The sequence below is a fragment of the Acinetobacter gyllenbergii genome (assembly GCF_001682515.1).
In the GTDB taxonomy this organism is placed as follows: domain Bacteria; phylum Pseudomonadota; class Gammaproteobacteria; order Pseudomonadales; family Moraxellaceae; genus Acinetobacter; species Acinetobacter gyllenbergii.
Map to the genome: position 1 here is coordinate 1,006,886 of NZ_KV575261.1, position 21,557 is coordinate 1,028,442.

The following is a 21,557-nucleotide window of genomic DNA, read 5'->3' on the forward strand; positions in this document are numbered from 1 at the left end:
CTTATCCAGCGACCGTTTTTGCTGGGAGTGGCTTAGACACATCATCTTGAATGACTTGTACTTCTTGCCCTTCGGAAAGCCGATCAATCCCCTCTAACACCACCCGTTCATTGCCTTGTAAACCCTCAACAATCTCGGTCTGTCCTTGTGAAACCGCCCCTAGTTTTAACATCCGTACTTCGGCTTTATCTTCTTTATTCACAATATAAACATAGGTGCCTTTTGCGCCATGTTGAATGGCATCACTCGGTAAATGCACCGCGTTTTGCAAAGTCTTGGCATTTAAACGAACATTGACAAATTGATTCGGAAATAAAGCATCATCGAGATTGGCAAACACAGCTTTGACTTTGAGTGTGCCGGTATTCAGATCAATCTGGTTATCCAGTGCTTGAACTGAACCTGTGGCCAATTGTTTTTGTTCTGCACGATCCCAAGCACTGACTTGAATGCTTTGCTTATTTTTTGTGGCTTGGCGCACTGTGTCTAAATAATTTTCTGCAATCGCAAACTGAATATACACAGGATGGATTTGGGTAATGCTCAGTAAACCTGTTGCTTCATTGGCTTGGATTAGATTGCCTGCATCCTTGAGACGAAAACCAACACGCCCCTCAATCGGTGCATATATTTTGGTATAAGACAGTTGTAACTTTGCCGTATCGACCTGTGCTTGGTTGGCTTGCATCTGTCCCTTGAGTTGATTAACCAAGGCTTGCTGTTGATCGACCTGCTGTTTGGCAATCGAGTCTTGCTTATACAGCAATTGATAACGATTCAATTCGGTTTGTGCATTTTGCAACTGCGCTAAATTTTGTTGCTGTGTGCCTTGTGCCTGCACCAATGCCACCTGAAATGGGGTCGGGTCAATTTGTGCCAGCAACTGCCCTTTCTTGATATATTGTCCCTCTTCGAAATACAGCTTTTGTAGTACACCTGATACCTGACTTTGCACATTCACGGTATTGGCTGGCACGACCGTACCAATCGCCTTAATTTGTAATTGCAAGTCGCCCCGTTGTACCCCGACCACACGCACAGGCACGGGTTTGCTCCATTGGCTAAATGACTCTTGTTTATTTGCTTGCGACGTCTTCCAATAATTCCATCCCCATGCAATCAGCAATAGAAGCACCAATAATGTAATCAACCATTTGATTTTATTAGATCGAGAATGCTGTTGTGGTTTTAAATCAATCTGTTGTTCACTCATGACATACTCTACTTAATCAAACGAAAGGCATTAAAAAGATGGGAGAGGTAGAGAACAATAAAAGTTCCCTTACATTGGTTTAGTCGAACGAAAATCAAAATCAGCTCAATTTTTTCTGTAAAAGTATGTATACAATTTTATTGATATTAATAACAATTATCATTACTATTTGAAAATATTTTTTCATCCTCTTGTGATTGGCTTCTCCCCGCCAATATCTGGACTCCCCGTCATGAACCTAAATGTAGAAAAACAGTTATGGTTTAGCCAAGTTTATCAAGCCCAGCAAAGCACGCTGTTGTCATGGTTTAAGCATAAACTGCAACATCATCACCAATCTGAAGATTTGAGTCAGGAGGTGTTCTACCGTGCCTTAAAAAGTGATTATTGCTTTGAAAAGATTAAAGAACCCCAAGCTTGGCTGATGGGCATCGCCAAACACGTGATCATTGACCATTGGCGTCGCCAACATATTGAACATTTATATTTAGATGCACTTGCACAACTGCCAGAAGAATACTATCCCTCAGCTGAATACGAAGTCTGTATTCGTGAAACGCTTTATCAAGTGCATTTGATGCTGGAAAAGCTACCTCGGCGTACCGCACAGGTATTTTTATTATCGCAACTGGATGGACTAACTTATCGTACCATTAGTGAAAAACTGGATATTTCTGAAGCAACAGTCAAAAGAGAGATGAAACAGGCTTTCTTGGCCTGCATAAGTCTTTATAATCAGACTGATTAATTTGCTGAATCTGCTTTGCTGCCATGTCTCAAGCTCCTAAAATTCCTGATCATGTATTGGATGCAGCCACCGATTGGCTAGTGCTCTTACATTCAGGCGAAATGACCGAGCTACAACAGCAGCAATTTGAACGTTGGCAGTCAGAAAAACAAGAACATGCCTTGGCCATTCAGCACATCACTAGATTTACACAGGGCTTATCAGGTTTATCCAATCATTTTCCCTCAGAATCCTTAGTCCAGTCCAAGCAAAAATTTAATCTGAGCACGAAACGAAATATGCTGCTCAGCCTGTCAGGATTGATGGTTATCGGTTGCGGCATATATCTATTGCCTTGGGCAAAATGGCAGTCTGATGATCATACCAAGGTGGGTGAAATTAAAACCATTGTATTGCAAGATGGTTCAACCTTGATCTTGGCCAGTGATAGTTATATCAAGGTGGATTTCTCCAAACAGATACGAAAAATTCAACTGATCGAAGGCGAAATTTATATCCAAACCGCCAAAGATCCACAACACCGCCCCTTTATGGTCAACACCAAAGATGGTGCAATCGAGGCCTTAGGCACTCAATTTACAGTACGCCAAGAACAAGATGATCAAACTCGGGTCAAAGTCTATCAACATGCTGTTGCTTTACAGCCGCAGGATTCTGGGCAACGGCAGATTTTACAGCAAGGTCAACGTGCATATTTCGACAGTCAACAGATCTCTAAACCGTTGCCATTGAATAACGAGCAACCCTACTGGACTCAACAATTACTGGTGGTAGAACAATGGCCGCTTCAAAAAGTACTCGATGAGTTATATCGTTATAAAAAAGGCACTTATTTCATCGAACCAGCGTTAAAAGACCTTCGCGTTTCAGGCGTTTTTTCATTAAAGAATCCTCAACAAAGCTTAGAGACACTGGCCTATACGCATCAACTTGAGCTGAGCTACTACACTCCATATGTATTAAAAATAAAAAAAAGATAAAAAGATGATCCTTTTTTCAATCTGATCCGACTTATAGAGAAATACACTCCCAGTTGAGAAGACCACATGAAGGATTATCAGGCGAAAACGACCTTAGCGCTGGCTGTACGCGCCGTTTTATGGGGCATGCCACTCAGTATTGCCAGCATTGCAACAACGTCTGCTTATGCTGCTAATGTTTATCAGATTTCAATTAGCTCAACCACACTCGACCAAGCATTGAAGCAACTCGCCATTCAAACTGGAACGACCATCAGTTATGACTCGACTGCGCTTGCAAAAATAAAAAGCGTTTCACTGAAAGGGAATTATTCAGTAGAAACTGCTTTAGAGACTTTGCTCAAACCACATGCATTTGAAGCAGTCAAAGTTGCCAATGCTGGATATAGCATTCAAGCCAAAGCAACTGTGGCTGCTATTGAACCTAAAGTGGTTCAATTAGAAGCAATTCACACCAAGGCAAATACAACTGAATTAAATCAAAATAGCGAAACTGGCGTCGCACAATTAGCAACGATTCATTTAAGTGCCGATAAAGGGCAAAACCTCACCACAGAAGGTTCTGGTTCCTATACAGCCAAAGCAACAACAGCCTCTACAGGTTTAGCTTTAACTCTAAAAGAAACACCACAATTGGTGAGTGTCATTACCCGCCAACAAATGGAAGATCAAAACCTGACGCAACTGACCGATGTTGTTTCACAGGCCGCAGGATTAAGCATTAACCAAAGCGGTAACATTGGCAGTGATAATTCACCTATTTATGCACGTGGTCAAACGGTTGATAACTATTTGCTCGATGGCGTAAAACTGATGAGTTCATATAGTAGTATTTTCCAAAGTCAGGACACCGCTTTATTTGACCGTGTTGAAGTCGTACGTGGTGCCAATGGCTTAATGACTGGTGCAGGCTCTGCCAGTGCCAGTATTAATATGGTACGAAAGAAACCTCTACAAGATTTTAAAGCTTCTGTCAGCACTAGTGCAGGTTCATGGGACACATATCGTACCGATGTCGATGTTTCAGCCCCATTAAACCAAGCTGGAACAATCCGCGGACGTACCGTTTTAGCCTATCAAACAGGTGACTCTTATATCGACCGCTATAGTGAAAAACGTAAAATTGCCTACGGTGTCGTTGAGGCAGACCTTACAGAAAGAACCAAAGCCAGTTTAGGAATTAGCTATCAACAGATGGATATTTCAGGTATTGCCCGCGGCGGTTTACCTTCATTTTATACCGATGGTACTTTAATTAATTGGTCACGTTCGGACTCAAACGCTGCAAGTTGGAGTAAGTCTGATCGAACAACAACAGCTTATTTTGCAGATGTGGAACACCAGTTTAACGAACGCTGGAAACTCAAAGGTATCATATCTCGTACGATCACAGCCTCTGATGAAATTGTCGGTTATGGTTACTCGCGTTCAGGAATTAATAAAGAAACTGGGGCTGGTACTTTACTTTATGGATCTCATTGGGACTACGAACCAACTCAGGACTTATTTAACTTAACCTTAAATGGTTCATTTGACTTATTTAACCAAAGTCATGATCTGGTTTTAGGTACCACCTACACCAAAAGTAAAAATAAACGCCCAACCTATTCGGGTTGGAGTGTGAACACTTTAGATAATATTTTCGAATGGGATGGAAATACACCTACGCGTCCTGAAATGCCAATTGGTGGCTGGTACAGCAATGATGAAAAGAGCCAATCTGTATTTGGTGCGATACGTCTAAAACTTGCAGATCCACTGGCAGTGATTTTAGGAACACGTTTAGAAAATTGGCAACGCATAGATAAGGACTACACCAACTCTAATCAAGAACTCGTTCCTTCAAAACGTGAAGAAAAAAATAAATTCATTCCTTATGTTGGCATTACCTATGAATTAACAGAGCAATGGACAGGTTATGCAAGCTATACCAATATTTTCTTACCACAAGATAAGCAAACCACCACAGGTAGCTATATCGATCCACTGATCGGAAATAGCACAGAACTGGGGATTAAAGGTGAATTCTTTGATAACCAACTAAACTTTGGTGCTGCAATATACCAAACTCAAGAAGATAATAAAGACATTGCGATAGAAGGAGCAACGACACCAAATGGCTCTCAAGCATACCGTACCGAATCTGGTACAAAAAGCCGCGGCTTTGAGTTAGAAACCACAGGTAAACTCACGGATACTTGGCAGCTCTCTGCCAGTTTTTCTCGAAATCTATCTCAGGACAAAAATGGCAAAAACTTAAATACCAGCATTCCAAACAACACGGCTAAACTATTTACCACTTATACTCTGCCTTATCTCGATGAAGCACTAACAATTGGTGGTGGCGTTCGTTGGCAAAGTGAAATTTATCAAGATGGTGGACCAAATGGCGTTCGCTTCACTCAAGACAGCTATGCTTTAGTCGACTTAATGGCACGTTATAAAATCAACGAAAATCTGTTGGTAAATTTCAACCTAAATAACCTGTTTAATGAAAAATATCATTTGGCGACCACCAATAGTTATTATGGTGCGCCAACTAATTTCCGCGTGGGTTTGAAATATGACTGGTAAGCCAAACTAGCCTTATCTTTCATTCACAAATAAAAAGAGGAAACGAAAGTTTCCTCTTTTTATTTAACTACGATGCAGCCAAAGCTTAAATCAAGGTCACAATCAGCATTAGCCCAAATAAAACAGTCATAATCACATTGGCCTGCAAGAGTTTTTTAGGCTGATACGTTAGTAATAAGCCCACCGCCAAAGCAGCAAAGGTGATACACCCCAACCACTCAGATAAGCCGACAGAAGCCCCTTTTAAATAAATCATGACCAACGCAGATATAAGAAGAATTACCCAACCTGTAATTTCAAAACATCGGCTCGTTTGAGCTGAAATCTGAGAACTAAAAATATCACGCTGATGCTTACTCATCCCGCACGCAAGCGCCGATAAGGCCACCACAGCAACACACCACAACATCATTGCTGCCATTATGCTTGCTCCTGTACAGCTTGAACCTTAGGCTGTTTTTTCTGCTTCAGTGGCAGGCCTTGGTAACGCTTTAACTTGTAGTACGAATAGATAAAAATCAGACCTAAAATAATACACACCAGATCAAAACTGGCGATCATCCATTGTCCATGATAGATACTCATCCACAACGCCTGCCCGCCTGTAAGGAAATTCAGGATAGGCATAAACAGGAACAGTACGGCTGCTAAAGCCAGTTGTTCCAACCATGCGGGACGATGCGCTCGAATAGCCGCATGAATTAAACACAGCAGCCATACGATAAAGAACACATTAATCTCTAACGGAGAACGTTCTGCCAACTGAGCTGGGATAAAACGATTGGCAATAAAATAAGCCGCACAGGCAATTGGTAGACCTGTGATTGCAGCAATATTCAGAACCTCAACTACGCGATGACCAAACGGCTTATATCCCAGTTTCTGCACGTCTGGAATACGTTTCACCACCCACAAAATCAGACCTGAAGCCACCATCATGGTACCCAAGATACCCGATAAAAATAATAACCAACGTAGGACTGAATCCACACCATGTGCCATATGTAACCAAGTCACTAAGGTATAAATAGCTTTCGAAGTGGAATTTACAGGCTTGGCTTCATCAATCAGTTGTCCTGTCACCGCATTAAACTTCATTGAAGGAATGCTTTCTCGATCAAGCAATGTGGTGGTATGGGTTGCATTAAATTGAACCTCTGCTTCTACGGTATTCGGTTTATTCACACGAATTGAAGCAATCGGATTATCTTCCCAACCTTGTTGAACGTAATGACTCAATGCGACTAAATTCACCATCGGTGCTGCTGCAAGTACAGGTACTGCTTGTTCGGCCTCACCACGACGGCCACCCCCTCGATTGCCACGCCCTTCCTCTGCTGCTTGTTTTTGTTTTTGCTCTGCCAATAACCGTGCTTGCTCAGGTGTTTTCGCAACAGGTTCATTCAGCATTTGGTAGAAATTCTGACCGTTTCCATAATGGCTGTTCATCGCCCAAGGCATAAACATGAACATCAACAGCAGCAAACCACTAAAGGTGATCATGATATGAAAAGGTAAGGCAAACACAGCCGTTGCATTATGAGCATCGAGCCACGAACGCTGTCCTTTGGCTGGACGGAAAGTAAAGAAATCTTTGAAAATCTTTTTATGGGTGATAATACCGCTGATAATCGCCACAAACATGAATAAGGTTGCGATACCAACAATCCAACGCCCCCATATACGTGGCATACCATAAAGTTCAAAGTGGAAGCGATACAAGAAACCACCACCCCGCGTTTCTCGCGCTTTAATCTCTTGGCCCGTTTGAGCATCTAAATAGATTTCACCACCCCGACGGCGGCCTTCACCCGGCTTACGGATATTCAGCATAATGGCAGGTTGGCGTTCATTGGCAAAACGGATATTCCAACTTTCGGCAGGCTGCCCGTTTTGCTGCAAATACTGTAGTGCATAACCCAATTGTTGCTGCTGTGAAGTATTATTCACAGACTGATGCAATTCAGGTTTCATCCACACCGTAATTTCATTTTGGAAAAAACTGAGCGTACCCGTCAGAAAAACTGCATAAAGCAACCATCCCAAGAGCAGGCTTGTCCATGTATGTAACCATGACATCGACTGGCGAGGGCCTTCATTTTTACCATCAACACGCATGACTTTACCCTTTTAAAAACCAATAAATCAACGTCATCAATACACTGGGAACAATAACGCCTAACCAGACTTTCACAGTTGAGTTGACCAAAAATACCCAAATGAACACGGCACAATGGATCACAAAAGCCAACATGGTTGCCCCAAACACAGCATTGGCTTTGGAAGGTTCAGCTGCAAACAGGAAACCCATCAACATTGCAGCAATCGCAGCAAAGTAATAACCACCAAAAATGGCCAAGACAAAACGTGAAAAAATCATCAATCGATATTTAATCAATGATGATTGTTCCTCCTTCTTTTTTGTGATCCTCTTGGCGGAGGCCAAGGGCACAGACGCTTCAATATTCATAAAAGATACCTAGTCTGGTGACGATGATGCAAAATAATCGCCACCAGCATTTCAGGAAGATTAGAAAGAAAACTTAAGGTTTAGATAATATTGGCGACCACGGACATCACTGTATTTACTGAGGTAAGACTGAGTTCCAGACATGTCGACCGTGTAATCGTTAAATAGATTTTGAATACCGAAACTCAATTCGCTAGCGCTGTGTTTTAGTAACTTACTGCTCGGCAATTTCACTTTGGCAAAAATGTCATGGTAGATTTGATCTTCGATTTTCAATTTTTGATCGGCACGACCCGTTTGATTCAAAATCGCAGTCGCATTAACCATGTCATAAGAACCATAATATTGGCTTGCCCAACCAAAGCCCCAATTGTCATTGGCTTGTAGATAAATAGAGGCATTGGCGCGATGTTTTAGCGGTGCATCGGATACCGCACCACCCACCACACTGACAAAATTCTTCTCTGGGTCAATCAAATTATGTTGTTGGCGATATTCATTAACATGGGTATAACCTAGATTAAAGGTGGTTTCTCCAATCACACTATCAAAACGATAATTCAAATTGGTATCGATCCCACTGGTTTTAAGGTTTAAAGCGTTGAATGGCGTGATATCAATTGAAACCACATCGCCAGCTTGATTGCGTTGAATGCGGCTACCATATTTGCTTTGATTGTCTAAAATATATTGCGCACTGATCGAACTGATATTATTGGTTTTTTTGATGTTGTAATAATCAATGGATAAGCGCAAATCTGGAATCGCCTCAGGGGTTAATACAATCCCAGCATTAATACTCTTTGAACTTTCTGGCGTCAGATCTGGATTACCGCCAGAAATGCTTTCATACGTGCTAATGATTTTACCCGTTGCTGGATCAGTTAATGTCGCTCCCGTCACTTGGGTCGACGTGGCTTGAGAAATCTGCGAAACCGATGGTGTCACAAAACCTTCGCTATAAGACGCACGGAACATCAATTGGTCATTCGGTGCGAAGCGGAAACCTACTGTTGGCGTGATCGCATCAAATTTTGATTTACCCGAATCACTATAATTTAAGAACTTGGAACGATAGCCCGTAGCAGGATCAATTTTACTGTCATATTGCGGTATCTTGGCTTGGACATTGAAATCCTCATAACGTGCAGCCAGTTGCACATCGAGTAATTTGGCGAAAGGTAAATTCAGCTCAGGTGAAATCAGAGGAATATTAAATTCCGTGTAAACACTGGATGCATTGCTCTTACGTTCAGTCGGCTTCACCCAAGGATTGTCTACATGTTGATGTTCCGCAAAGCCTTCACTTTCATAACGGCGATGCTCAATCCCCGTTGCCAATCGAATATCACCTGCATACCATTTTGCGATCGGACCTGTGGCTCGAATCGAGAAATCATTTAAAGTCTGCTGCGTATTATTTTTTGGATAGTTCCAGTATTTTGAAATTAAGTCCGTTGGTGTGGTGGTGAAATCTTGCAGAAAATCAATTGCATTATTAGCGGTATCTTTGTTCCATGCACTGGCTTTCGGATTTCTGCTGCCTTGACGCGTATAACGTTGACGAATATCCGATTTACTCCATGCATAATCTGCCGAGAGTATCCATTCTGGTGTCAGGTCAAAGCTAAAGCCTGTTGCTATTTTCTTCTGGGTGGTTTCAAAGGTGTCCTTGGCAAAGCCACCTAGGCTATCCAAACGCATTGGATAATTCACCAGAATATCCTTACCAAAAGGATTATGCGGACTATCTTTGCTCACTGTTACCACGTTATAACCGTGCGGTGAGGTATTAAATGACCAACCCTCTTCTTTTTCATAGCCCGCCTCAAGAAACACATTCAGACGATCAGTAAAATCACGATTTAAAGAAAGCCCAAACGCCTCAGTCTTGGTATCGTAAAGTAATCCCTCTTTCCCCGACCAGCCACTCACTCCATCTGACAAACCTAATGCATAGCCTTGGCCCAGTTTGCTCAGATCACCATTCCAACCTTTTGGAAGATGTGCCATAGATGAGCCCCATCCTGGCACTAATTCAGAACCATCTTTACTACGAATATTGGTTAAATTGCCTGCAGGCGGGTTGACCTTGTCCCCAATAAGACTATTTGGATTATTTTTTAAAATATTTTGGCGAGATTTATTTTTCCAGTCACGTTCACTCGCTAGCAAACTATCTTGATCTTTTTTGGAAGCAGTCAACATCACATGGGTACGGCCATCTTCCAGAGAAAAACCTGAAACCAAATTAAAAGATTTGGCGGGTTGTTGATTATCCACGGTATCGCTATAGCGCAGATTCACTTCGGTGCCAACATAGTCTTTACGCAAAATTACATTGATTACTCCACCAATCGCCCCACTGCCATAAATCGCGGCAGCGGATGTCGGTAATACTTCAATCCGTTCAATTGCAGCCAATGGAATATTATTTAAATTAGGCTGATCGGTAGATTCAGAAGTACCACGACTGCCTGTTCCCGCACTACGGCGACCATTAATTAACACCAAAGTTTGACTAGCACCAAGTCCACGTAAATTAATTTGACTCGATGTACCTGAGAAATAGCTGGAATTATTGGTTGAGGTCGCCATCGGCAATACTTTAGACAATAACTCGGTGACTGTGGTGGTACCTGAGCGCTCAATCTCTTCCCGCTCGATCATGGTGTAGGCTTGGACATCATCTTCGCTACGTGGAATATCCATATTGCCCGATTTATAGGCAACATCGGCCTTACTTGCCGTCACTGCAATGGTCGGCAGCGTCGAGGCTTTATCTGCACTGTCCTGTGCAAATACCTGTGGAGATGACAACACCAATAAAACAGAAATGCAGAGTGTTGTTCTAATAAATTGAGATGATTTGAGAGACTTATTTTGTTCTAACACGTAAGAACCTTAATTCATTATTAAAAATTTCGTGAATAATACACAAAACAAACAAAAATGACAATAATAATGATAATTATTATCAATAATAACATTAGCACCCCATATCTCTCCATGTTTTAAAGTCATCAATAACAACAACAGCTTATATGATGGGGTAAGGTGATCAATCCGTCTTAGCAGCGGATAAAGTGCTCAACTTTAGACAAGATTAGGAGCTATATGCTCTCAGTAGTCATGTGTAGAAATACTCTAAAGTTTGTGAGTAACTTCACACTTTGTAGGTATACAGATCTAATAGCGCAATTAATAGCTAAGCTTAAAAGTGTAGCTACTGCGGTATTTCTCGGAACATACGCTCACGACTTATCTATTTAATATTTATTCTTCTAATTCCTTTTTATTCTCAATTTCATTTCTATTTTTTAAGAAATAAAATAGAATCAACCACGAACCTATCACAAAAAAACTAATAAAATTACAAGTATTAATGATATTATTTTGTTCCTTTGTAACATAAATATCCACACCATGATCATTAATTTTTTCTACGTATGGATATTGAAGCTCACGTTTCCCTTTTTTAACATAATCTTCATACACAAATGAAGATGTAAAAAAAATCATCATCACAACAATACCAGAAACCATTAAAATCAATCTTGAAGAACTCGACATTAGCTTCTCCTGATAAATTCAAAGATAAAATTTCAAATACAATCTACACTTATTTATTACTAAATTTAGAGACAACACCACGCTCAATAAAAATTATATCAACAGTGAGTAAAACTCATATCATAACAAGTAGAGCAAGAGAGTATTTTTCAATTACTCTTCTCGACCACCATATGCATTTGATTTATAAATACATTGTTTTTTATTAAAATTCCAAATTCCATCTAACTTTTCACACTCTTCTCTTTTTGTTCTAGGATCGTTTGGTCCAAAAGTACAAATATCTCGCTTATAGTCCCATGCTCCACCTGAATCTGCACAACTGTCTTTTTTAGCTGCATTATCAAAATATTTATCTGCAATATAGGCAGCAGCCCAAAGAAATAAAATAAAAGCGAATTGCACAATGAAAAACCATTTTAGAATTTTAACAAAAAAACAAAATGCTCTTTTAATATTCACTTAAGATAATCCTCTCCTGTAAATGATCTTAAAATATTTATAACTTCAGAAACATAGAATCACCAAATTAAAGCTTAAATTAGATTACAAGTTAAGATTACAAACTATCAGGTAAATTTATTCCCCCTACCTCCATCTCACAAAAATCACCAGATTGAATTTAAATTTTTATATAGTTTTAATTTATTCACTTATTTTTTACTTTTAAGAACACAATAAAATCTGATGATTTTGGAAATTTTTTAGGATCATCACCAAAAAAGACTTCTAATTCATACTTTGATGGTTCATAACCCAATTCATATGCTTTTAAAAGATTGTATATTGCCATATTTCTTGTTAGTTCATCATCACTCCAAACGGGAATACCCCCTATATATGTTCCTTCATCAGCACTCATATCCACACCCAAATAATAATAGGCAATTGGACAATTATATTTATTTGCCATAATTTGGGTATAGTAAAATATAGAATAGCCATCATCTGCCAAATGCCTATTTACAACAGCATTCTGAAAAGCCTCACAATCACCATTTTTTAATGACTTAGCCAATAACTCGTCAATTTTTCTTTCACTGTATATCGCATCCCGAGTGTTAAATCCTTTTTCATCGTTGAAGTCACATGCGATCAAAAAATTTGAAAGGAATAATATAAAAACAAAATTAATATACTTTATCATTCCCTCCCTCACAGCAATATCACTCATTATTTATTTTCAATCAAAAAAATCGCATATGCACTCATGAGTACAAAACCTTCACAGCTAAGTAAAGTTATAATTAACAAATATTCGAACAAAAAACAATCAGAAATAAATCACCTCAATATAAAATAAGGCTCATTAACAATGAGCCTTGGTAAAAAACTAAAAACCGAGTTATTTTATAAAAATAAGCTTACTTTTAAAATTCGACTAAAACTTATGTGTATACGTCGTCATAATTCGATTTTCGACAAAATCTGTGCCTGGATTGTTGCCCGCACCATATTTAATATCGGCTCGGATATGTCGCCATTCAAAGCCCAAGCCTTTCAGTTTACCTTCAGGTACGGTGTAGTTAACGATCACATTCTTCTCGGTTTCTTTATTATCCTTAAACCCTTCCCGATAGATTTCACTGCCATTTAAATAGCGTAATGTCAATTTTAACCCGGGGATACCTTGCTCTTTAAAGTCATAACTATATAAAACATGCCAAGTGAACTCTTTGGCTTTGTAGAAAGCAATTGCAGACCAACTCTGTAAATAAGCTTGTGGTATATAACCATTCAACAAGGGAATATTGTCCTCACCCATATGCTTTTGCAAACCTGTCAAAATGGTATGTGGTCCATTTTGCACACTGGCTTGCAGACCGATTGACTGGACATCTATATCACCAAAATAAGCATCGCCATCTTCTTTATAGTTAAAGTAGCGAGCATCCACTTTAAGCTTGCTTTTGTTGACCGTTTCCGTATAAGCCGCACTCAAATATTGTTGTTGATAAATATCTTCAAGCTGCCCAAACCAATAAGAACCCGTCAACTGAGGGGTAAAATTATAATCGAGACCCAGAAAATTCAGCCCATCACTTCTTTTGTTTGGGTCTGTCGAGTTGCCTAAGGTAAATTTTCGATATTCATCATCATCTCGAGCATTCACATGGGTAAACCGCCCTGCTGACACTTTTAAATTTTTGATGTCTTTGCTTTCTAGCATTGCACCTGCATAAGTGGTGACCAATTGCCGAGAATCATCAATAAACAGTACTGGTGTCTTTGGGAAAAGCTCACCGACTTTCAGTTCGGTATTGTGATATTTAAATTTTAAAGTCGCGCCTAATTTTAAATAATCACGCTCCTGCCGACCTTCGTGCTGATCATATTTAAATACAGTATCCAAACGTTCATCATAGCGATCCGTTAAACGCAGTGCATATTGAAATCCCAGATCCAAACCGACTTGAATCGGTGTATCGGTATAGCCAGATTCAAAGCGTCCTGTCATCGCCTGAGACCAACTGCCCAGATCTTTATTGGTATTTTCAAAATCCCGTTCTAAGTAGAAATTACGTAGATAAATGCTTTTTTCGCTGTCTTCAAAAAAATCGGCATAAGCCGCATTGATGTTTAGACAACCAAAGAGTGTATATAAGGCTACGCGCTGTGCTTTATACAGCGTATCTGGTTTTAACATGGGAAATCCTTTCCTGAGTATTTGAAATTCTTATTCATTCACGCTGAGCGTAAAGACCGCCCTCACAACTGAGACTCTGCTTGCCGATACCTTTAAAACTGATATAAATTCAGAAAGATATATTTGAACAAATATTGGTCACACCTTATTATTTGAATTATTAATGTAATTTTCCATAGATAATGAAGTATATAGTTATACCTTTTAAGTCTAGTTTTAGGTCATTTTTACCACAATTAAAAAAGCGATCATGATGACCGCTGATAAATAAACTTGGTGCCTAGAATGGCTTAATCACCCTCTAGTTGGATCGGAATACCTTCCTCTTCAAATACCTGCTTAATGCATTCTAAAATCTGCGGTAGGTATGGACTCTGATCCATATTGCGCACCGCCAATGAAATTGGGGTATAGGCTTCCAAATCCAGAATGGGGATATACACCAGATTTTTCATGCCGATATCACTGGCACTTTCTGGAATCAGGCAAATCCCCTCACCTGATGACACCAAACCAAGCGCCATATGAATTTCACGTACCTCGACCATGTCTTTAGGCACCAGACCCAAATCGGTAAAAATCGACTGAATCAAGGTGGAAAAGTTTGGCTTTTGCGTGGCAGGATAAGAAAAGATAGGTTCATCAATAATCTGGGACAGATAAATCCCCTGATCGATAAAGCGGGTTAAATGATGGTTTTTATGAATGGCTAATTTGAGTTTTTCTTTGCGCAATAAAATCCGTTTAATCGCAGGATCACTAATTCTTAAACGTCCAAAGCCTAAATCGATTTTACCCAGCTTCAACGCTTCGATCTGATCCTTTGTACCATGTTCAATCAACTCCACCTGAATATCAGGATGATTTTGACGGAATAAATAAATCACTTGCGGTAACAGTGCATAAAGTAGTGAACTGACGTAGCCAATACGCACAATCTTATTCACCGTGCTAATGCGTTTTGCCATGGAAGCCGCTTGGGCGGTATGGGTCAAAATCTGCACCGCATGCTGATAAAAGAACTGCCCCGCTTCTGTGGTTTTCACAGGTCGCGAACCACGTTCAAATAACAAGATACCGAGTTCCTCTTCTAGCTTTTGGATCTGCCGGCTTAATGGTGGTTGTGCAATGCATAACTTTTCTGCGGCTTTGGTAATGCTCTGTTCCTCGACCACTGTCACGAAATAACGAAGATGTCTTAATTCCATTTAATATACCTTTTAAGTATCTAAAAATACCAAATTCAGCCTAGTTATAGATATTACATTAATTTAGGGTATGTAAATAGCTCAGGACGAAAGAAATACCCAAGATGTATAAATCCATAGAAACCCTACTTGTCGAGATCCCAACTATCCGCCCACACAAGATGGCGGTTGCAACCATGCAAACCCAAACCTTAGTCCTCATCAAAGTGACAACAGAGGATGGTTTGATTGGTTGGGGTGAAGCAACGACCATTGGTGGTTTAGGTTATGGAGATGAAAGTCCTGAAAGTGTCAAAACCAATATCGAGCATTACTTTTCGCCATTGTTAAAAACTTTGGACAGTTTTAATGTGGCTCAGACACTTCAGGCCATTCAACACAGCATTAATGGGAACCGTTTTGCTAAATGTGCCATTCAAACAGCACTATTGGATATTCAGGCACAACGTTTAGGTCTACCGCTCAGTGAAGTGTTAGGTGGGCGCCTACGTGATAGCGTTCCTGTACTTTGGGTTTTGGCCTCAGGCAATACTGAAAAAGACATTGCTGAAGCAGAAAAAATGGTTGCGTTAAAACGCCACAATGTGTTCAAGCTCAAAATCGGCTCTCGCCCCGTTGAGCAAGATGTTGAACATGTACTGGCAATTAAACAAGCCTTAGGCTCAGACATTTCGATCCGTGTCGACGTTAACCGTGCATGGTCTGAGTTAAATGCGATTAAAGGGATTCAAATGCTTCAGGATGGCGGAGTCGATCTGATTGAGCAACCGTGTGCAATTCACAATATTGATGCCATGCAACGCCTAACGCGCAAGTTCGATATTGCCATTATGGCGGATGAATCTTTAACCGGTCCGCAAAGTGCGTATCAACTGGCAAAAAGCAATGCAGCCTCAGTGTTTGCAGTAAAAATTGCCCAATCTGGCGGTCTGATTGAAGCCTGTGAAGTCGGAAAAATTGCCAATCTGGCAGGGATCGATCTTTACGGTGGCACCATGTTAGAAGGTCCAGTTGGCACCATCGCTTCCGCACATGCCTTCTCTACCTTTAGCAATTTAGCCGCTGGTACGGAACTGTTTGGTCCACTGTTGCTTACGGAAGAAATTTTAAAAACACCGCTTCAATATGGCAATTTTGAACTCAAAATTCCAACTGGCCCTGGTCTCGGTATTGAACTGGATGAAGACAAAATCGACAACCTGCGTCGTCAATAATTCAAGGAGTTGCCATGCTTTTTCATGTACGAATGGATGTAAATATCCCGCTCGATATGCCAGTTGAACAGGCCAATCAAATTAAAGCTGTTGAAAAGGCCTATTCACAAGATTTACAGCGTCAAGGTAAATGGCGTCATATCTGGCGCATCACCGGACAATATTCAAACATCAGTATCTTTGATGTGGATAGCAATGAAGAACTGCACAATATTTTACAGGGATTACCGTTGTATCCCTACATGAATATTGAAGTGATGGCGATGAATCGTCATCCATCAGCCATCCGCGAAGACGATAGCTAAAGAAGATCCGAACAGAATTTAAACAAGGAATGTGGCAAGCCAAGCAAGCAGCAAAACAGCAAGTCCGCGAGCCACCAAAAATTATCATACTTCAGGAGATTATGTATGAACCGTCAAGAAATCGATGCACTGGTTAAAAAAATGAATGTGGATACCGCGACAGATGAAGTCAATCCACGTGTACAACAAATCGTAGTTCGTCTGCTTGGTGATCTTTTTCAAGCGATTGAAGATTTAGACATCTCGCAAAGCGAACTATGGAAAGGTCTGGAATATTTTACCGATGCAGGTCAAGCCAATGAACTCGGTTTATTGGCAGCAGGCTTAGGCCTTGAGCACTATCTAGATTTACGTGCGGATGAAGCTGATGCCAAAGCAGGCATTACGGGTGGAACACCCCGTACCATTGAAGGTCCACTCTACGTGGCTGGTGCGCCAGAATCTGTCGGTTTTGCCCGTATGGATGACGGTTCTGAATCGGACAAAGTCGATACCTTATTCATCGAAGGTACAGTGACTGATCCTGAAGGTAATATTATCGAAGGTGCTAAAGTCGAAGTTTGGCATGCCAACAGCCTCGGTAACTATTCATTCTTTGATAAGTCCCAATCTGACTTTAACTTACGCCGTACCATTTTGTCTGATGCCGATGGTCACTATGTGGCACAGACTACTATGCCTGTCGGTTATGGCTGCCCGCCTGAAGGGACTACTCAAGCCGTGCTGAACTTGCTCGGCCGTCATGGTAACCGCCCTTCTCATGTGCATTATTTTGTGTCTGCACCAGGCTATCGCAAATTAACCACACAGTTCAATATCGAAGGTGATCAATATCTATGGGATGACTTTGCATTTGCAACACGTGAAGGCTTGGTCGCTACTGCTGTTGAAGTGACGGATGAAGCTGAACTTGCTCGTCGTGGTGTGAATAAGCCATTCAAACACATTACGTTTAATGTTGAATTGGTGGCAGAAAAAACAGGTGCACCAAGCACTGAAGTTGACCGTCGTCGTGTCGGTGCTTAACTTCCCAGAATCACTGTGAGCTAGACCTTAGCTCACAGTTTTTAAATTTCTATGCATACCCGTTTATACAGCAATCTGTATGTATAGAAATTTGAAAACATGGATAAAAGGTTGGCCTTATGATTGATAAAAGTAAGCTCTCATTGACTGAGGCATTGTCACAGATCAAGGATGGCGCAACCATCATGATTGGTGGCTTTGGCACCGCAGGACAACCCGCTGAACTGATTGATGGACTAATCGAACTTGGTATTAAAGACCTTGTCATCGTCAATAATAATGCTGGTAATGGCGATTATGGCTTGGCCAAACTGCTTAAAACAGGTGCGGTACGTAAAATTATCTGTTCTTTCCCACGTCAATCTGATTCATGGGTCTTCGATGAACTGTATCGTGCTGGCAAGATTGAACTGGAGCTGGTGCCACAAGGCAATCTGGCGTGCCGTATTCAAGCGGCAGGTATGGGACTCGGTGCTGTGTTTACCCCAACAGGCTTTGGAACACTCTTGGCGGAAGGCAAAGAAACCCGTCATATCGAGGGCAAAGACTATGTGCTTGAATATCCGATCAAAGCCGATTTTGCCTTAATCAAAGCTCATCAGGGCGACCGCTGGGGCAATCTGGTCTACAACAAATCAGCACGTAACTTTGGCCCGATCATGGCGATGGCTGCGGATGTCACCATTGCTCAAGTGTCTGAACTGGTCGAACTGGGGCAGCTTGATCCTGAGCACATCATTACCCCTGGGATTTTTGTACAGCATGTGGTCGCTGTCGATGCAGCCAATGGCGCAGGAGCATAAACATGAGCTATCAAAAACTAAGCCGTGACCAAATTGCTGAACGTGTGGCACAAGATATTCCCGATGGCGCTTATGTCAATTTAGGCATCGGCCTACCAACCAAGATTTCCAATTATCTTCCTGCGGATAAAGATGTATTTCTGCATTCTGAAAATGGCTTGCTGGCATTTGGGCCACCGCCTGCCAAAGGTGAAGAAGATCCTGAGCTGATCAATGCAGGTAAAGAATACGTCACTATGCTCACTGGTGGCAGCTTTTTCCATCATGGCGACTCCTTTGCCATGATGCGTGGCGGGCATTTAGATATCGCGGTATTGGGGGTGCTTTCCAAGTTCGCAGCCAATGGTGATCTGGCCAACTGGCATACTGGTGCAGCAGATGCGATTCCTGCGGTCGGTGGTGCCATGGATTTAGCAGTGGGTGCCAAGAAAGTATTTATCACCACCGATCACAACACCAAACAAGGTGAACCCAAGATTGTTGAAGCGCTTTCATATCCAGCAACAGGCTTGAAATGTGTTGATCGTATTTATACCGACCTGTGTGTGATTGATGTGACTACAGACGGTTTAAAAGTGATTGAGAAAGTAGACGGTCTGAGCTTTGAGGAATTGCAAGCTTTGACGGGTGCAAAACTGATTGATGCGACACTAGCTTAAGGATTGAAATCCCCCTAAATCCCCCTTTGTTAAGGGGGGCTTCCTCTAAACAATAGAGTAAAGTCTCCCTCCTTTTTAAAGGAGGGATTAAGGGAGGATTAAAGGGAAGAACACATGAAAAACGCTTATATCATCGATGCCATCCGTACCCCATTCGGTCGTTATGCAGGTGGATTAGCTCCAGTACGTGCTGATGACCTCGGAGCCATTCCAATTCAGGCCTTGGTGCAACGCAACCCAAGTGTCGATTGGCAGCAAGTCGATGATGTGATCTATGGCTGTGCCAATCAGGCAGGCGAAGACAACCGTAACGTCGGACGTATGTCAGCATTATTGGCAGGCTTGCCTTATCAAGTGCCTGCCACCACAGTGAACCGTTTATGTGGTTCATCACTGGATGCGATTGCCATGGCTGCACGTGTCATTAAAGCCAATGAAGCTGATTTAATCATTGCGGGTGGTGTGGAAAGTATGAGCCGTGCACCCTATGTGATGGGTAAATCCGACAGTGCTTTTGGACGTAGTCAAAAGATTGAAGATACCACCATGGGCTGGCGTTTTATCAATCCAAAGCTGAAAGAACGGTATGGTGTCGACAGCATGCCGCAAACCGCAGAAAACGTGGCGGAACAGTTCAACATTAATCGTGCCGATCAAGACCAATTTGCCCTTAACAGCCAACAACGTACTGCAACCGCACAAGCCAAGGGCTTCTTCGCCAATGAAATCGTGCCTGTGACGATTCCACAGCGTAAGGGTGATGCGATTGTGGTAGATGCAGATGAGCATCCACGTGCATCAACGACTTTAGAAGCACTAACTAAACTTAAGGGTGTGGTTAAAGCCGAAGGTACCGTCACGGCGGGCAATGCCTCTGGAATTAACGATGGCGCTGCTGCCTTGCTCATTGCTTCGGATCAAGCGGTGGAAAAATATCAATTAAAACCCCGTGCCAAAATCATTGCAGCCACCACTGTTGGTGTTGAACCACGGATTATGGGTTTTGCGCCTGCACCTGCCATCAAGAAATTACTGAAACAGGCCAATCTCACGCTAGAGCAAATGGACGTGATTGAACTAAACGAAGCTTTTGCAGCACAAGCCTTAGCCGTCACTCGTGATTTAGGTTTGGCGGATGATGATGCACGAATCAATCCGAATGGCGGGGCGATTGCTTTAGGTCATCCTTTAGGTGCCTCTGGTGCACGCCTAGTCACCACAGCCTTGAATCAGCTTGAACAGATCAAAGGTCAGTACGCCCTGTGTTCGATGTGTATTGGTGTTGGTCAGGGCATTGCCTTGATTATTCAACGTATCGAACAGAATTAAGGAATAGCCAATGTCAGTTTTTCAATCCGCCGATGCACAGATCAACTATCAAACTTTTGGAAATCCTAGCTCCCCTGCACTGGTGTTTTCCAACTCTTTGGGCACCAACTATGGCATGTGGCAAAAACAGTTCAATTATTTTAAAGAACGATTTTATGTGATTTGTTATGACACACGCGGTCATGGTTCATCTTCAACGCCAACAGGCCCATATACTCTGCAACAACTGGGTGAAGATGTGATTCACCTACTCGATCATTTAAAGATTGAAAAAGCCAATTTTTGCGGTATTTCCATGGGTGGAATAACAGGTCAATGGCTTGCCATCCATTATCCTGAACGTTTTCAGCGGATCGTTGTGAGTAATACCGCTGCAAAAATTGGACAGGAACAAGCGTGGCTAGATCGTGCCCAACTGGTTCGAAAGCAAGGTTTGGTTCCAATCGCCACGACAGCGGCTTCACGCTGGTTTACAGATCCCTTTATCCAAAGCCACCCTGCAATTGTCAATAACCTGTGTAACGACTTAAGTGCTGGCAGCGCAGACGGTTATGCCAATTGTTGTGAGGCTTTGGCTAAGGCGGATGTCCGTGAGCAACTCAAAGACATCCACATTCCTGTTTTGGTGATTGCAGGAACTCAAGACCCTGTGACTACAGTGGCAGATGGACAGTTTATGCAACAACAGATTCCAGATGCCCAGTTAGTAGAAATCACTGCCTCGCATATTTCGAATATTGAGCAAGCAGAAAGCTTCAATCATATTTTAAAAGACTTTCTGACTGACTAGCTGATAAATTGAAGCATT

General features: G+C 41.7%; 20 protein-coding genes. 10 read left to right on the plus strand and 10 right to left on the minus strand.

Annotation, left to right across the window (positions count from 1 at the left end; all coding sequences use genetic code 11):
• Position 1: 1 nt before the first annotated feature.
• Positions 2 to 1,213, minus strand: coding sequence for an efflux RND transporter periplasmic adaptor subunit (locus NG55_RS04995; RefSeq protein ID WP_065342532.1), 1,212 nt, complete (start codon positions 1,211 to 1,213; stop codon positions 2 to 4).
• Positions 1,214 to 1,445: 232 nt separating this feature from the next.
• Between NG55_RS04995 and NG55_RS05000 the strand changes: the two genes are divergently transcribed.
• The 3 genes from NG55_RS05000 to NG55_RS21210 all read left to right on the plus strand — a co-directional run bounded on the left by NG55_RS05000 (position 1,446) and on the right by NG55_RS21210 (position 5,515).
• A complete protein-coding gene (locus NG55_RS05000) occupies positions 1,446 to 1,961 on the plus strand; it encodes a sigma-70 family RNA polymerase sigma factor (protein ID WP_016541815.1) in 516 nt (171 codons plus the stop codon).
• Positions 1,962 to 1,984: 23 nt separating this feature from the next.
• Positions 1,985 to 2,941 carry a FecR family protein gene (locus NG55_RS05005; protein WP_065342533.1) on the plus strand — a complete coding sequence of 319 codons (957 nt, stop codon included), beginning with the start codon at positions 1,985 to 1,987 and terminating at the stop codon, positions 2,939 to 2,941.
• Between the two features lie 66 nt (positions 2,942 to 3,007).
• Positions 3,008 to 5,515: a TonB-dependent siderophore receptor gene (locus tag NG55_RS21210; RefSeq protein WP_065342534.1), complete on the plus strand. Its 2,508-nt coding sequence runs from the start codon at positions 3,008 to 3,010 to the stop codon at positions 5,513 to 5,515.
• Positions 5,516 to 5,600: 85 nt separating this feature from the next.
• Here NG55_RS21210 and NG55_RS05015 read toward each other — a convergent pair whose 3' ends face one another.
• The 9 genes from NG55_RS05015 to catM form a co-directional block, all read right to left on the minus strand.
• A complete protein-coding gene (locus tag NG55_RS05015) occupies positions 5,601 to 5,936 on the minus strand; it encodes a DUF3325 domain-containing protein (RefSeq protein WP_016541818.1) in 336 nt (111 codons plus the stop codon).
• Positions 5,936 to 7,633 carry a PepSY-associated TM helix domain-containing protein gene (locus NG55_RS05020; RefSeq protein ID WP_065342535.1) on the minus strand — a complete coding sequence of 566 codons (1,698 nt, stop codon included), beginning with the start codon at positions 7,631 to 7,633 and terminating at the stop codon, positions 5,936 to 5,938. The genes NG55_RS05015 and NG55_RS05020 overlap by 1 nt, the downstream gene beginning before the upstream one ends.
• Positions 7,634 to 7,637: 4 nt before the next feature.
• A complete protein-coding gene (locus tag NG55_RS05025; RefSeq protein ID WP_065342536.1) occupies positions 7,638 to 7,985 on the minus strand; it encodes a DUF3649 domain-containing protein in 348 nt (115 codons plus the stop codon).
• 60 nt (positions 7,986 to 8,045) lie between these two features.
• Positions 8,046 to 10,880, minus strand: a complete 2,835-nt coding sequence (locus NG55_RS05030) for a TonB-dependent receptor domain-containing protein (protein WP_065342537.1) — start codon at positions 10,878 to 10,880, stop codon at positions 8,046 to 8,048.
• 381 nt (positions 10,881 to 11,261) lie between these two features.
• On the minus strand, positions 11,262 to 11,558 hold the full coding sequence (locus NG55_RS05035; RefSeq protein WP_065342538.1) for a hypothetical protein: 297 nt from the start codon (positions 11,556 to 11,558) through the stop codon (positions 11,262 to 11,264).
• A gap of 153 nt (positions 11,559 to 11,711) precedes the next feature.
• Entirely contained in the window at positions 11,712 to 12,020 is a 309-nt protein-coding gene (locus tag NG55_RS05040; protein ID WP_065342539.1) for a hypothetical protein, read from the minus strand.
• Between the two features lie 187 nt (positions 12,021 to 12,207).
• Complete coding sequence (locus NG55_RS05045; protein WP_065342540.1) at positions 12,208 to 12,732, minus strand: hypothetical protein; 525 nt, start codon at positions 12,730 to 12,732, stop codon at positions 12,208 to 12,210.
• A gap of 207 nt (positions 12,733 to 12,939) precedes the next feature.
• The gene (locus NG55_RS05050; RefSeq protein WP_065342541.1) at positions 12,940 to 14,205 is read right to left on the minus strand and encodes an OprD family outer membrane porin; all 1,266 of its coding nucleotides are present in this window, start codon (positions 14,203 to 14,205) and stop codon (positions 12,940 to 12,942) included.
• 290 nt (positions 14,206 to 14,495) lie between these two features.
• Complete coding sequence (gene catM / locus NG55_RS05055; protein ID WP_004654826.1) at positions 14,496 to 15,413, minus strand: cis,cis-muconate-binding transcription regulator CatM; 918 nt, start codon at positions 15,411 to 15,413, stop codon at positions 14,496 to 14,498.
• Between the two features lie 104 nt (positions 15,414 to 15,517).
• On the opposite strand from catM, the gene NG55_RS05060 reads away from it, so the two are divergent.
• From NG55_RS05060 to pcaD, 7 genes are all read left to right on the plus strand, one after another.
• The gene (locus NG55_RS05060; protein WP_016660422.1) at positions 15,518 to 16,627 is read left to right on the plus strand and encodes a muconate/chloromuconate family cycloisomerase; all 1,110 of its coding nucleotides are present in this window, start codon (positions 15,518 to 15,520) and stop codon (positions 16,625 to 16,627) included.
• A gap of 14 nt (positions 16,628 to 16,641) precedes the next feature.
• Positions 16,642 to 16,932 (plus strand): muconolactone Delta-isomerase, encoded by a 291-nt coding sequence (gene catC, locus NG55_RS05065; RefSeq protein ID WP_004654828.1) that lies wholly within the window; start codon positions 16,642 to 16,644, stop codon positions 16,930 to 16,932.
• A gap of 105 nt (positions 16,933 to 17,037) precedes the next feature.
• Entirely contained in the window at positions 17,038 to 17,958 is a 921-nt protein-coding gene (gene catA, locus NG55_RS05070) for a catechol 1,2-dioxygenase (RefSeq protein ID WP_065342542.1), read from the plus strand.
• A gap of 119 nt (positions 17,959 to 18,077) precedes the next feature.
• Positions 18,078 to 18,761 (plus strand): 3-oxoacid CoA-transferase subunit A, encoded by a 684-nt coding sequence (locus NG55_RS05075; protein WP_065342543.1) that lies wholly within the window; start codon positions 18,078 to 18,080, stop codon positions 18,759 to 18,761.
• Positions 18,762 to 18,763: 2 nt separating this feature from the next.
• Positions 18,764 to 19,420 (plus strand): 3-oxoacid CoA-transferase subunit B, encoded by a 657-nt coding sequence (locus NG55_RS05080; RefSeq protein WP_065342544.1) that lies wholly within the window; start codon positions 18,764 to 18,766, stop codon positions 19,418 to 19,420.
• A gap of 114 nt (positions 19,421 to 19,534) precedes the next feature.
• Positions 19,535 to 20,749, plus strand: coding sequence for a 3-oxoadipyl-CoA thiolase (pcaF, locus tag NG55_RS05085; protein ID WP_065342545.1), 1,215 nt, complete (start codon positions 19,535 to 19,537; stop codon positions 20,747 to 20,749).
• Between the two features lie 10 nt (positions 20,750 to 20,759).
• Positions 20,760 to 21,539 carry a 3-oxoadipate enol-lactonase gene (gene pcaD / locus NG55_RS05090; protein ID WP_065342546.1) on the plus strand — a complete coding sequence of 260 codons (780 nt, stop codon included), beginning with the start codon at positions 20,760 to 20,762 and terminating at the stop codon, positions 21,537 to 21,539.
• The last annotated feature ends 18 nt before the right edge of the window (positions 21,540 to 21,557 follow it).